Here is a 13,776-nt window from a genome sequence, read left to right as displayed (position 1 = left end):
CCGCCGCTCAGACCGGGACGGGCCCGGCGCCGCTGCCCTCCCACAGGCGGGCGTAGGCCCCTCCCGCGGCCAGGAGGTCCCCGTGCGTGCCCGTCTCGACCACCCGGCCGCCGTCGAGCACCGCGATCCGGTCCGCGCGGGCGGCCGTGGCCAGGCTGTGGGTGACCACGAAAGTGGTCCGCCCCCGGGACAGGCGCTCCGCCGCGTCGAGCACGGCGCGCTCGGTGGCCGGGTCGAACGCGGCCGAGGGCTCGTCCATCAGCAGGACGTCCGGTTCCACCAGGTGGGCCCGGGCCAGCGCGACGAGCTGGCGCTGTCCCGTGGACAGGCCGCGCCCGCGCTCGCCGACCGGGTGGCGCAGCCCGCCGGGCAGGGCGGCCACCGCGTCGAGCGCGCCGACCGCCCGGACCGCCGCCTCCACCTCGCGGTCGGTGGCGCCGGGGCGCCCGTAGCGCACGTTGTCGGCCACGGTGCCGGTGAACAGGTGCGGTTCCTGGGGCACCAGGCCGAGCCTGCTCCGGTGCTCGGCCGGGTCGAGGTCGCGCACGTCCGTCCCGTCCACGAGGACCGCGCCCCGGTCGGGGTCGTGGAACCGGGCGACGAGCCGGACCACCGTGGACTTCCCGGCCCCGGTCTCCCCGACGAGGGCGACCGTCTCGCCCGGGTCGGCGGACAGGGTGACGTCGCGCAGGGCGGGCGCGCCCGCGCCGGGGTAGCCGAAGCACACCCCCTCCAGGCGCACCCGGCCGCCGCCGCGCCGGACCGGTACGGGGACCGGTCGGCGCGCGGCCGCCGCGGTGGGCGGCGTGCGCAGCAGGTCGCCGACGCGGTCCACGCCCACCCGCGCCTGCTGGTAGCTGTCGAAGACCACTGACAGCTGCTGGAAGGGGGCGTAGAACATGCCGAGGTAGAGCAGGAAGGCGGTCAGGACGCCGACCGACAGGCTCCCGTCCGCCACCCGGTAGGCGCCCACGCCGAGGGCGGCGGCGGTGGACACGTCACCGAGCAGGGTGACGAACGGGAAGTACAGGGCGATGTGCCGCTGGGCGGTCAGCCGGGTCCGGCGGTAGCGGTCGGACAGGGCGGCGAAGCGCTCGCTCGCCCCGGCCTCGGCCCCGGCCGCCTGGGACTCGCGGGCGCCCGCCACCTGCTCCTGGAGGTCGGCGTTGACCTCGCCGATCCGCTCCCGGGCCAGGGTGTAGGCCACCGACACGCACCGGCGGAAGTACAGGGTAGCGGCGAGCAGCACGGGCAGGGCCGCCAGGGCGACCAGGGCCAGGGCCGCGTCCAGCACGAGCATCGCCACGACCATCCCCAGCACGGTGGCGCCGTTGACCACGACGATGGTGAGACCGCTCTCGACGAACGTGGACAGTGCGGTGACGTCGGTGGTCATGCGGGTCATGGTCCCGCCGCCGCGCTCACGCTCGTGGTAGTCCACGCCGAGCCGGTGCAGGTGCCGGAAGACGCGCAGGCGCAGGGCGTACAGGGCGCTCTCCCCGGTGCGGGTGACCACCCGGGGCTGGAGGGCGAGCACCCACCAGTTGGCCGCGACGAGCGCCAGGGCCGCCGCGCCCGCGCCCGCGACCGCCCTCCCGTCGCCGGGGGCGACGCCGTGGTCCAGGCCCCAGCGCAGCACGACGGGCAGGGCGGTGGTGGCCAGCGCGTCCGCCAGGACCAGCAGGACGGCGAGGGCCAGCAGCGTCCGGACCGGCGCCAGCACCTGGCGGACGCCGAACCGGGTCCCGGCGTCCTCCTCGGGGATCCGCGACAGGCGTTCGGCGGGCCGGTCGCCGGCGGCGGGCAGGGCGGCCTCGTCCGGGTCGGACGGCGCCGGTTCGGGTTCGGGTTCGGGCCACAGCCGGGAGGCGCCGTCGGCGGGAGCCCGGTCAGCGGCGCCGCCGCTGCCGGAAGCGGATCCGGCGGAGACCGCGTCGGCGGGGTCACCGCCGCCGGGGCCGTCGTCGGCCAGCAGCTCCGTGAAGAGCGGGCAGCGCCCGGAGAGCTCGGCGGCGGTGCCCACGTCCACCACGCGGCCGCCGTCGAGCACGGCGACGCGGTCGGCCAGGGCGAGGGTGGAGCGGCGGTGCGCCACCAGGAGTACGGTGCGGTCGTCGGCGGCCTCGGCCAGGGCGGCGAGCATCGCCTCCTCGGTGGCGGCGTCCACGGCCGAGGTGGTGTCGTCCAGCACCAGGACGCGGGGGTCGCCCAGGAGCGTGCGGGCCAGGGCCACGCGCTGGCGCTGCCCGCCGGACAGGGTCAGGCCGCGCTCGCCGACCGGGGTGTCGTAGCCGTCGGGGAGGCCCGAGACGAAGCCGTCGGCCCCGGCGGCGCGGGCCGCCGCCCGGACCTGGTCGCGGGTGGCCTCCGGCCGGCCGTGCGCGATGTTGTCGGCCACCGATCCGGAGAAGAGGAAGGGCTCCTCGAAGGCGACGCCGACCGCGGAGCGCAGCGAGCGCAGCCGCAGCGACCGCACGTCCACCGCTCCCCCGGGCGAGCCGATCCGGACGGCGCCCCCGGTGGCGTCGTAGAAGCGGGGCAGCAGCAGGGCGACCGTGGACTTGCCCGAGCCCGGCGGGCCGACCAGGGCCAGGGTCTCCCCGGGGCGCACCGTGAGGGACAGGCCGTCGAGCACCGCGGCGTCGCGGGTGTAGCCGAACCGCACCCCGTCCAGCTCCACCCCGAGCGGCCCGTCCGGCACGTCCGCGGCGTCGGGCGCGTCGGCGACGTCGGGGCGCGAGTCGGCGAGGTCGAACACGCGCAGGGCGGCGGGCCGGACCAGCTGGGCGCTCATGACCAGGTTGGACAGGGCGGCCGAGGGCGCGGTGAGGGTGACCATGTACCCGGAGAAGGCGACGAGGGCGCCCAGGGACACCTCCCCCCGCATGACCAGCCACGCGCCCGCCACCAGGACGGCGGTCTGGCCGAGGTAGGGCAGCACGCCCAGGGTGGCGCCGGGCCCGGCCTGCATGCGGGCCACCCGCATGCGCTCGCCGAACAGGCGCGCGGCGAGGTCGGCCAGGCGCCGGGTCTCGCGCTCCTCCTGGCCGAACGCCTTGACGACGCGGACACCGGTCACGGTCTCCTCGACGTGCTGGGTGATCTCGGCGGTGCGCCGCTGCACGGCCATGGTCGCGGGCGGCATGCGCCGGCTGACCCGCACGGTCACCACGACGAGGGAGGCCAGGACGGCGGCCGCCACCACGGTGAGCACCGGGGAGAGCCACAGCATCACGGAGAAGGCGAACACGACGAGCACGAGGCCGCCCAGGGCGTGCGGCGCGGTGGCCAGCAGTCCCTGGACCAGTTGCAGGTCGACGTTGGCCCGCGCCATGACCTGCCCGGTGCGCAGGGTGTCCTGCTTGCCCCCGTCCAGACGCTGCACCGAGTCGAACACGGCCGTGCGCAGGTCGTGCTGGACGCCCAGGGCGAGCTTGCCGGACAGGAACTGGCGGGCGAAGGTGCCGGTGAACTGGAGGGCGGCGGCGCCCAGCAGGGCGAGGGCGAGCAGGACGATCCGGTCCGTGCGCCCCCGGACGGCGTCGTCCACGGCGATCTGGGCGGCCAGCGGAGCCAGGGCGGTCAGGCCCGTACCCAGGACCGCCGCCGCGACCACGGCGGCGGTCAGTCCCGGGTGGCGCCGACAGGCGGACAGCAGCCGCAGGGACCAGTGGCGGCCCCGGGCCGCCTGGGCGGCCGGTGGCGGGGAGTCGGTCATCACGCCTCCGGGGTGACGGGGCGCGCCAGGACGAGCTGCTCCCACGCGGGGCGCGTCCCGGTGGCCGCGTAGAGCAGGGCCAGGGCCACGCCCCCGTCCCCTTCCAGGAAGGAGGCGTCGCGGATCATCCCGGCGGGGTTGAAGTAGGTGAGGGGGCCCCGCTCGCGCCGCTCGGCCAGCCAGGCGGTCCAGTGCCGGGCGCACTCCAGCCCCTCGGCCAGGCCGTGGTCGTCGTGGGCGCGGCGGCCGAACCAGACCAGTCCGGCGGCGCCGTGGCAGAGGCAGCCGTCCGTGATCCCGCAGTCCTCCTCGGGCCGGGTGGCGACCGCCAGGGCGGTGGTGCGGGCCAGGTCGGCGTCGCGGGCGTCCCCGGTGACCCCGGCGGCGGCGGTGAGCGCCAGCGCGACGCCCGGGTCGCCCGAGCACCAGGTGGCGCGGGCTGGGGAGTAGCGGGTCTCGACGCGGTGCGGGAAGACGGAGTGGGCGAAGCCGACGCGCTGGGCGCGCAGCCAGCGCGCGGCGTCGTCGAGCAGGGGGCGGGCGCGCGGCGCGGCGGCGGTCCCGGCGGCCGAGGCCAGGTAGGCCACGAGCCCGGCGGTGCCGTGGGCGGCGCCGAGCACCCGGCAGAGCGCGGACTGGTCGGCGCGCCGGGCCGGGGAGTCGCCCAGGCGCAGGAGGAGGCCGTCGCCGTCGCGCTCGACGCGCTCCTCGACCACGTCCAGGACCCCGGAGGTGGCCTTGTCCCGGAATCCGGCGTCGGGGTGGGCCAGGGCGTACACGCCGAGGCCCAGCAGGCCCATGGGCAGGTCGACCCCGCCCTCGGCCGGGTAGTCGGCGATCCACCGCAGCACGGCCTCGTCCACGGCGGCGAGCCCGGCGGGCTCGGCGCCGCGCGCACGGGCGAGGCGCAGCGCGGTCCACCCGGCCTGGGCGGCGCCCCGGTACAGCCAGGGTCCGGTGCCGCCGCCGGAGCGCAGCAGGCCCACCGCCTCGCGGAAGGCCTCCTCCGCGCCGTGCTCCTCTCCGGTGGCCCGGGTGAACTCCGCCCGGGCCACGGCCAGGTCCAGCAGCAGCGGGAAGGCGGGCGCCTCGCGCACCCCGGCGTCCATGTCTGCCAGGAACAGCCGCGCCAGGCGCAGCGTGTCCTCCTCGTTCATCGCTTCCCCTCCAGGGCGTGCAGGCGGCGCAGGTGGCGCAGGGCGAGTTCGTGCGCCAGGTACTCCATCCGGACCGCGTCGAAGGCGAAGGTCCGGTTCAGGTGCAGGTGCAGCGCGGAGCCGAACACCGACCAGCGGCTCCGGGACGCGGACCCGGGCGCCTGCGCGGCGGCCAGCGCGACCAGGGCCTTGGCCACGTCCTCGTCGGGGCGGGCGTCCGCCAGGTGGGCGCGCAGGTCGCGTTCCCGGCCGCGGACGAACTTACCGAGGCGGTTGCCCTCCCGGGTGGGGGACACCCCCAGGCCGTCCCGGCACGCGCGCAGGAACCCCTGGCGCTCGTCGAAGGAGTCGAACAGCTCGGCGCACCAGTGGGTGGTGTCGGCGACCGCCTGGTGGAGGCGGGCGGACTCGTCGGCGAGGCCGGGCAGGGCGGCGGCCACGCGGTCGCTGGAGGCGGTGAAGAGGTGCTCGGCGGCCCGCAGGCCCTCAGCGCCGCCGTAGCGCGCCACCTCGGGCACGTACTCGTCCAGGACGACCCGGCTGACCACCCCCTCCTCTGACAGGCCGCCGCCGAGCGCGTCCACGGCCGCCAGCACGTCGGGGCGGGCCGTGCGCCGCGCGGGGCGCACGCGCACCCGCACGTGGTAGCCGTCCGCGTCCTGGTAGCGGAGGAAGAACCACTGGTCGGCCGTTCCGGCGGCGCGCAGCTCGGCGGAGAGCCGGTGGGCGCGCGCGACCACCCGGTCGGCCGCGGCGGGCCCGCAGTACAGGCGTGCGTAGACCCAGGCGCGGCCGTGGTCGCGGTCCAGGGCCACCGTGCCGGGCGCGGGGCGGGGCGGCTCGCGCAGAACGGGTCCGGCGGGCACGACGACCTCGGCGACGTGGCGGCCCGTGGGGCCGCGCACGGCGGGCGCCTCGGCCTGGGGCATCTCCACGAACGCGGTGTCGCGGCCGCCGGCGCGGTCCAGGGCGGCGCGCACCGAGGCGTCCTCGCGCAGGTCCACGGGGAGCACGTGGTCGTACTCGCCTGTGCCCACCCAGGTGCGTCCGCCGATCCCGGGCAGGCGGCGGCGCAGCTCGGCGGCCGGGGAGGGGGCCGCCAGGACGGCGGCGACCTCCTCTCCGGTGAGCAGCCACCGCTCGGGGCTCACCACGACCCGTCCGCAGGTGACGCGCGGCAGGCGGGGCAGGCGGGCCAGCGGGCCCCACGACCAGCCCGCGCCGCCGGACGCGGCGAGGTGGCCGAGGACCGCGTAGACCGGGTCCAGGCCGTGGAAGTCGACGTTGTGGGCGGTGTTGAGCTCCACCAGGACGGGGCGGCCGGTCAGGGAGTCGCGCAGCCGGAAACCGTCGGGGCGCAGCTGCAGGAGCAGCCGGTCCAGGTGCAGGGTGCCCGCGTGGGCGCCGGTCAGCGCGATGGTCTCGTCCAGCAGGCGGGGGCGCACCAGGACGTTGCCGATGCGTCCGCCGGGGTGGTAGACGAGTTCGGCGTGGATGGGGTCCTCCTCCGGGCCGCCCGCGCGGCGCTCCTCGCGGGCGCGGGCCACCTCCTCCCGGATCCGGTCGGCGACGGCGGGGCGCCGCAGGCCGAAGCGGGCCAGGAGTGCGTGCGGCGCCCGGCCCACACCGCCCACGAGCATGCTGTGCGGCCCGTCGTGGGCGGCTGGGTCGGCGTCGCCGAGCAGGACGGCCAGCAGCGCACGGGAGCCGTCGGCGTCGGCCTCGGGCAGGTGGGAGATGTCCACGGAGCCGCCGTCGTCGGGTCCCCGGTCCGACCTCCAGCGCCCGAGGAGGTCGAGCAGCTCCGGGGTGACCGCGGGCGCCGCGGCCGGGGTTTCGGTGCGCAGCCCGGCCCTGGCCGCCAGCTCGGAGGCGCCCCGCCCGGCGGGTCGGAGCACGCCCGACTCCAGGTCCAGCGCCTGGAGCAGCGGCACCTCGGCGTCCTCGAAGCGCTGGGCGAAGGCGGCGCGGAAGGCGGCCATGTCCAGGCCCGGGGCCGGGCCGGGGGAGGCGAGGGAGGCCACGCGGCGCACGGCGGCGCGCAGGTCGGCGACGGTGCGCCGGTCCAGGCGCGCGGCGCGCATGGCGAGTTCGGGGTGCAGGTCGAAGCGCTCGGCGTGGCGGACCGGGGCCAGGGCGGGCGCGTGTCCGGCGGCGCGCTCCCAGGCCGCGTCGAGGCGGTCGCGCAGCCCGGTGTCGAAGGTCCGTTCCCCGGCGGCGTCGGACAGCAGGGCGCGCACGGCGGCGGCGCGGTCGCGGTCGCCGACGGCGTCCAGGAGCCGGACGGCCCGGTCGGCGGGCTCGGTCCCGGGGGCGACCAGCCCGTCGGAGGGCTGGAGCAGTCCCCTGCCGCGCAGGCCGCGGACGAAGCCGAGCAGGCGGTCGGGGGCGGCTCCGGGCAGCCGTTCGGCGAGCGCGCCGGCCAGGGCGGAGGCGCTCATCCCGGCGTCGCCGAGGACGGCCAGCGCGGTGTCGATCGCCTCGGTGCGCCGGACGCTCACCACGGCGGCGGTGGCGTCGCCCGGGGCGGCGAAGCGCACGGCGGTGTCCCCGACGCGGGCCACGGGGTTGCGGCGCAGGGGGACGTCGTCGGGGTCGGCGTCGGCGAGGGCGGCGGCGACCGTGTCCTCCAGGGCGCGCACGTCCACGCGGACGCGCACGCGGTGCCGGTCCCGGGAGTCGGCCTCCAGGTCGCGTTCCTCCCCGACGGACAGCGGGGCGGTCCCCGCGAACAGCCCGTAGGGGGTGGCCCGGCCGCCCATGCGCGCGAGGTAGCGCAGCAGGGTGGCCCGGGCGCGCTCCTGGGTCCGGGCGGCGGTGCGCAGGTGGGGGTCGGCGGCCAGGTCGACGGCCATCGCGGCGACGGGGTCGTGGACGTCCTGCGCGGCGACCATGCGCGCGGACTCCTCGACGCTGAGCACGGGGACGCGGACCAGGCCGAATTCCGCGCCGCTCACCGGGCACCGCTTCCGGCGGAGGCCGCGGGGGCCGGGGCGGCCCCGGAGGGCTGGGCGGCCCCGCGGCGTACGGCGGCGAAGACCTCCGACACGGCGCGCAGGTGGTCGTCGGGGTCGCTGGAGAGCTCGGTGACCACCGCCTCGTCGGCGCCGGTGAGGGCGAGGACGCGGTGGACCGCCTCGGCGCACTGGTCGGCGGTGCCCGCGCAGTTGACCCGCACGCCGTGGCGGAGGCTGTCGGCGCGGGCGGTGGCGGCGTCGTCGTTGGCCACCAGCGCCAGGGCCACGGCCGTGCGCCCGGCGGGGTGCGCGGCGCGGTAGGCGTCGAGGGTGCGCACGCAGGCGTCCACGTCGGTGTTGAAGAACAGGGCGTGGCAGTAGTTCACCCCGGCCTTGGCGGCGATCCCGGCGGAGCGGGTCCCGGCGCCGTGCGACCAGAGCTGGAAGCCGGTGTCCACGGGGTCGATCCACTCCGCGCCGCCGCGCAGGAGGGCGAGGGTGGTGTCGATGGCGGCGCCGACGTCCTCCCCGCGTTCGCGCAGGTGGGCGAGGTCCGTGGCGGCGGCTCCGCTCACGTCGCCGCGCCCGAAGCCGACGTCGAGGCGGTCGGGGCAGAAGTGCGCGGCGGCGGCGACGTCCTCGGCTGTCAGGTGGGGGTCGCGGACCCGGGACAGGGTGACGGCGGTGCCCACGCGCACGCGCCGGGTGTGGCTGCCCAGGACGGCGGCCAGGAGCAGGGGGTTGGTGCTGGGCACGCCCCGGGCGTGGTGCTCGGGCAGCCAGAGGCGGGAGTAGCCCAGCCGTTCGGCGAGCAGGGCCGCGGCGAAGGCGGTGTCGCGCTTGTCCCTGACCGGGCGGTTCTCGGTGAGGTCGAGGTACTCCAGCAGGCCCAGGGGCGGTGGGGCGTCCGCGCCGCCGGGCGGCGCCCCCTTCCGGTGCCGCGCTGTGTCTTCGTGCATGGGGACTGCCTCCTCGGCCCGGTCCGCGCCCGCGGCACCGCGCTCGCACAGGGGTGGGGACGCCTCGGAAGGTGCCGCGGGGCGGCGGTCGGCGACCGCCGCCCCGGGCGTGGTCCTCGGGGGACCGCGGCGGGCTCGGGCGGGGACCGGCGTCGGGTCCCCGTCACGGCCGTGTGGGGTCCGCGGTTCTCAGCAGGAGACGGTGTTGGCGCTCGGGCAGGGGGTGCCCCAGCAGGTGGTGCCGAAGGTGATCGGGCCGGGGGCCTCGGCGCCGTTGTTCTCCACGGACTGGCCCGAGCCGGGGGTCTCGAAGGTCTCGGCGTCGACGTCGAGGTTGATCTCGGGGCGGTTGCTGGCGGGAATGGCCATAACAGTGAATTCCTTCGAACACGGCGACCGTTTTGTCGGTAACGCCTGTTGTGAAATACACATTAGGCTTAGCACCCGACTCCGTCTTCATTCGCGCGGACCATTTTTCCGCCCTTCTTCGGGACCGTCCGGGCGCCTCCTGCGGGGAGGGGTGCCCGCCCCGTCGTACGGGGTCCGCGGAGAGGAGGCGCCCTCCCGCCGGAGAAGGAAAGTCCGGTACGCGGGAGAAGATCGGCATTCACCAGGCCCTTCCCCGCTCCTCCCCGGGTCCGGGGAGGTTGCGGCCCGACCTCCCCGGGAACCGCGTCCGCACCCGCCGCCCCCTCCCCGGGGAGGAGGCGCCCCTCCCCGCGGCGGAACGGCGACGGCCCGGGAGAACCGGAAAACCGCCGGGAAAAGGAAAAGCCCCCGGCCGCCGGAACGGCGGCCGGGGGCGGGGAAAAGGGCTACAGGGCCGCGGCCCCGCGGGCCAGTTCCGTGATCCGGTCCCACCGGCCCGCCGAGACCAGGTCGGCCGGGGTCAGCCAGCTGCCGCCCACGCAGCCCACGTTCGGCAGGGACAGGTAGGAGGGGGCGGAGTCCGGGGTGATGCCGCCGGTGGGGCAGAACCGCACCTGCGGCAGCGGGCCGGCGAGCGACTTGAGGAACGCGGCGCCGCCCGCGGCCTCGGCCGGGAAGAACTTCAGCTCCGAGATCCCGCGCTCCAGGAGCGCCATCGTCTCGGAGACGGTGCCCACGCCGGGCAGGAAGGGCAGGCCGGTGTCGGCCATCGCCGAGGCCAGGCCGTCCGTGCAGCCGGGGCTGACCAGGAAGCGCGCACCGGCCGCGGCCGCCGCCTTGGCCTGGTCGGGCGTGACCACGGTGCCCGCCCCCACCACGGCCTCGGGCACCTCCGCGGCGATCCGCTCGATGGCCTCCAGCGCGGCCGGGGTGCGCAGGGTCACCTCGATGCCGGGCAGCCCTCCGGCCACCAGCGCGCGGGCCAGCGGCACGGCGCTCTCGGCCTCCCGGACGACCACCACCGGCATCACCGGGGCCAGGTCGAGGATGTCGGCACCCGAACGGGGGCTCGTCGTCATGTCGTGTTCTCCAGGTTCGGTGGATCGGGAAGGAACGTCAGACGCCGAAGACGCCGGCACCGGTCTCGGCGGGGCCGACCGCGGCGCGCATGGCGGCGAACAGCTCACGCCCGGTACCGGTGGAGGAGTCCGTGGTGGCCCGCGCGGGCTCGCGCCCGGACAGGTCGGCCAGCACCTCCAGGGTGCCCGCGACGGCGTCCAGTCGGATGACGTCGCCGTCGCGCACGTAGGCCAGCGGACCGCCCGCCTCGGCCTCGGGGGACACGTGGATGGCCGCGGGTACCTTGCCGGAGGCGCCGGACATGCGCCCGTCGGTCACCAGGGCCACCTTCTGGCCGCGGTCCTGGAGCACGGCCAGCGGCGGGGTGAGCTTGTGCAGCTCGGGCATCCCGTTGGCGCGCGGCCCCTGGAAACGGACCACCGCGACGAAGTCGCCGGTCAGCTCACCGGCGGAGAAGGCCGCCTGGAGCTCGGCCTGGTCGCCGAAGACGCGGGCGGGGGCCTCCACCACGTGGCGCTCGGGGGCCACGGCGGACACCTTGATGACGGCGCGGCCCAGGTTGCCCGAGAGCATGCGCAGGCCGCCGTCGGGGGCGAAGGGGTCGTCGGCGCCGCGCAGCACGGTGGTGTCGCCGCTCTCCTTGGGCCCGTCGACCCAGGTCAGCTCGGTTCCGTTCAGACGGGGGGTCTGGCGGTAGCGGCTCAGCCCCTCCCCCGCCAGGGTGCGGACGTCCTCGTGCAGCAGCCCGGCGTCCAGCAGGGAGCCGATGAGGTAGGCCATGCCGCCCGCCTCGTGGAACTGGTTCACGTCCGCGGCGCCGTTGGGGTACATGCGGGTGAGCAGCGGCACCACCTCGGACAGCGCGGTGAAGTCGTCCCAGGTCAGCTCGATACCGGCGGCGCGGGCGATGGCCACCAGGTGCAGGGTGTGGTTGGTGGAGCCGCCGGTGGCCAGCAGGGCGACCACGGCGTTGACCACGGCGCGCTCGTCGACCTGGTAGCCGACGGGGTTGTAGTCCTCGCCCAGCGCGGTGCGGGCGAGCACGCGGCGGCCGGCCTCGGCGGTCAGGGCCTCGCGCATCGGGGTGCCCGGCTGCTCGAAGCTGGCCCCCGGCAGGTGCAGGCCCATGACCTCCATGAGCATCTGGTTGGAGTTGGCGGTGCCGTAGAAGGTGCAGGTGCCCGGCGAGTGGTAGGCCGCGGACTCGGCCTGGAGCAGCTCGCGGCGGCCCACCTTGCCCTCGGCGAACTGCTGGCGCACGCGGGCCTTGTCCTTGTTGGGCAGGCCCGAGGGCATCGGACCGGCGGGCACGAAGGCCACGGGCAGGTGGCCGAAGGACAGGGCGCCGATGAGCAGGCCCGGCACGATCTTGTCGCACACGCCGAGCATCAGCGCGCCGTCGAACATGTCGTGGGACAGGGCCACGGCCGTGGACATCGCGATGACGTCCCGGCTGAACAGGGACAGCTCCATGCCCGCGCGGCCCTGGGTGACCCCGTCGCACATCGCGGGCACGCCGCCCGCGAACTGGGCGACGCCGCCCGCCTCGGACACGGCGGCCTTGATCACGGCCGGGTAGGACTCCAGCGGCTGGTGCGCGGAGAGCATGTCGTTGTAGGAGGAGACGATCGCCAGGTTCGGCGTGACGTTCCCGGAGAGCTTGAGCTTGTCGCCCACGCCGCAGGCCGCGAACCCGTGGGCCAGGTTGGCACAGCCCAGGGTGCTGCGGGCGGGCCCCTCGGCGGCGGCCGCGTCCACGCGGGCCAGGTAGGCCGCACGCGTCTGGGCGCTGCGCTCGGCGAGGCGCCGGGTGACGTCGGCGACGACGGGGTGGACGGCGGGCCCGTGCCCGGTGCCGTCGGGATTGTGCGCGGTCATCGGTGTCGCTCCTCTTCGTACCACGTACGGCCGGTACGGCCGATGAGCCGGTGCGCGCCCGCGGGGCCGGCGCTTCCGGCTGGATAGGTCTCGGGGGTGGTGCTCAGCCCGTTCCACGCCTCGATGACGGGGTCCACCCAGCGCCAGGCGGCCTCGACCTCGTCGCGGCGCATGAAGAGAGTGGAGTCCCCCGCCAGGACGTCCATCAGCAGCCGCTCGTAGGCCTCGGGCGAGCGGGTGGAGAAGGTGTCGGCGAAGCTGAGCTCCAGGGGGACCGGCCGCAGCCGCAGCGCTCCGGCGCCGGGCGTCTTGGCCAGCATGGTCAGGTGGATGCCCTCGTCCGGCTGGAGCCGGATGACGAGGCTGCCCGCACCGGGCAGGTGGGTGCCGGGGAAGATCGGGTGCGGCACCTCGCGGAAGCGGACCACGATCTCGGAGCGGGAGTGGGACATGCGCTTGCCGGTGCGCAGGTAGAAGGGCACGCCCGCCCAGCGCCAGTTGGCGATCTCCGCGCGCAGGGCCACGAAGGTCTCGGTGTCGCTGGCGGCCGGGCCGCCCGCCTCGTCCAGGTAGCCGAGCACCTCGGCGCCCTGGACCGTGCCGCGCCCGTACTGGCCGCGCACGGTGTCCTCGGCGACGCGGTCGCCCTCCAGCGGGCGCAGGGACTGCAGGACCTTGAGCTTCTCGTCGCGCACGGCGTCGCGGTCGTAGCTGGAGGGGGGCTCCATGGCCGTCAGGCAGAGCAGCTGGAGCAGGTGGTTCTGCACCATGTCGCGCATGGCGCCGGAGGTGTCGTAGTAGCCGCGGCGCCCGCCCACGCCGACGGTCTCGGCCGCGGTGATCTGCACGTGGTCGATCCAGCGGGAGTTCCACAGGGGTTCGAGGAAGACGTTGGCGAACCGCAGCACCAGCAGGTTCTGGACGGTCTCCTTGCCCAGGTAGTGGTCGATCCGGTAGGTCCTCGACTCGTCGAAGACCGCGCCCACCGCATCGTTCACGGCCTGGGACGAGGCCAGGTCGCGGCCCAGGGGCTTCTCCATGACCACGCGGGCGGCGGGGGTGACGAGTCCGGCGGCGGCCAGGCCGCGGCAGATCTCCCCGGAGATCATCGGCGGGACGGCGAGGTAGAAGACGCGGTCGCGGTCGGGGGCCAGGACCGCGGCGAGGTCCTCCCAGCCGGAGGGGTCGCCGCCGACGTCGACGGTGGTGTGGGAGAGGCGCTCCAGGAAGCGGCGCAGCACGTCGGGCTCGGTCACCTGCACGGCCTGGTGGCCGCGGACCGCGGCCGCGGCCTTGTCCCTGAAGTCGGCGTCGGTGAGGCCGTCCCGGGAGACGGCGACGACGCGGGTCCTCGCGTCCAGGTGGCCGTCGCGGTCCAGGAGGTAGAGGGAGGGGAGGAGTTTGCGCATGGACAGGTCGCCGGTGCCCCCGAAGACCACCAGGTCGGCGGGGCGGGGCGCGGACTGCTGCGACATCTTCGGTCTGCTCCAGCGGAGAGGGAAGGGGTGTGGGGGATGGGGGGGTGGAGTGTGACGCGAGGGAGCGGACCGGCCTGGTGGGCCCGTTCGCCCCTTTCGACTCTAAGCCTGACTATGGTAAAAAACCAAGCACACTTGAGAACAATTATTTACATAACCTCCCAGCCTTCATGTCGTAAC

General features: G+C 76.3%; 8 protein-coding genes. All 8 read right to left on the bottom strand.

What is annotated here, in order from left to right; genetic code table 11:
* Nucleotides 1-7 precede the first annotated feature (7 nt).
* A complete protein-coding gene (locus tag FYW95_RS04845) occupies nt 8-3,718 on the bottom strand; it encodes an ABC transporter ATP-binding protein (RefSeq protein ID WP_159941593.1) in 3,711 nt (1,236 codons plus the stop codon).
* Entirely contained in the window at nt 3,718-4,875 is a 1,158-nt protein-coding gene (locus FYW95_RS04840) for a lanthionine synthetase C family protein (protein ID WP_159941592.1), read from the bottom strand. Before FYW95_RS04840 ends, FYW95_RS04845 begins: the two co-directional genes overlap by 1 nt.
* On the bottom strand, nt 4,872-7,832 hold the full coding sequence (locus tag FYW95_RS04835) for a lantibiotic dehydratase (RefSeq protein ID WP_160050043.1): 2,961 nt from the start codon (nt 7,830-7,832) through the stop codon (nt 4,872-4,874). Before FYW95_RS04835 ends, FYW95_RS04840 begins: the two co-directional genes overlap by 4 nt.
* Nucleotides 7,829-8,791: an LLM class flavin-dependent oxidoreductase gene (locus FYW95_RS04830; protein WP_159941590.1), complete on the bottom strand. Its 963-nt coding sequence runs from the start codon at nt 8,789-8,791 to the stop codon at nt 7,829-7,831. Before FYW95_RS04830 ends, FYW95_RS04835 begins: the two co-directional genes overlap by 4 nt.
* A gap of 189 nt (nt 8,792-8,980) precedes the next feature.
* On the bottom strand, nt 8,981-9,160 hold the full coding sequence (locus FYW95_RS04825; protein ID WP_159941589.1) for a hypothetical protein: 180 nt from the start codon (nt 9,158-9,160) through the stop codon (nt 8,981-8,983).
* Nucleotides 9,161-9,606: 446 nt separating this feature from the next.
* Nucleotides 9,607-10,239 carry a bifunctional 4-hydroxy-2-oxoglutarate aldolase/2-dehydro-3-deoxy-phosphogluconate aldolase gene (gene eda, locus FYW95_RS04820; RefSeq protein WP_159941588.1) on the bottom strand — a complete coding sequence of 211 codons (633 nt, stop codon included), beginning with the start codon at nt 10,237-10,239 and terminating at the stop codon, nt 9,607-9,609.
* A 37-nt stretch (nt 10,240-10,276) separates the two neighbouring features.
* Entirely contained in the window at nt 10,277-12,118 is a 1,842-nt protein-coding gene (gene edd / locus FYW95_RS04815; protein ID WP_159941587.1) for a phosphogluconate dehydratase, read from the bottom strand.
* A complete protein-coding gene (zwf, locus tag FYW95_RS04810; RefSeq protein ID WP_159941586.1) occupies nt 12,115-13,593 on the bottom strand; it encodes a glucose-6-phosphate dehydrogenase in 1,479 nt (492 codons plus the stop codon). The genes edd and zwf overlap by 4 nt, the downstream gene beginning before the upstream one ends.
* Nucleotides 13,594-13,776 lie beyond the last annotated feature (183 nt).

Origin of the sequence: Nocardiopsis sp. FR4 (assembly GCF_009830945.1) — a bacterium.
GTDB lineage: Bacteria > Actinomycetota > Actinomycetes > Streptosporangiales > Streptosporangiaceae > Nocardiopsis.
The sequence above is the reverse complement of the archived record's forward strand: the minus strand, read 5'-3'. Positions and strand labels throughout refer to the sequence as shown.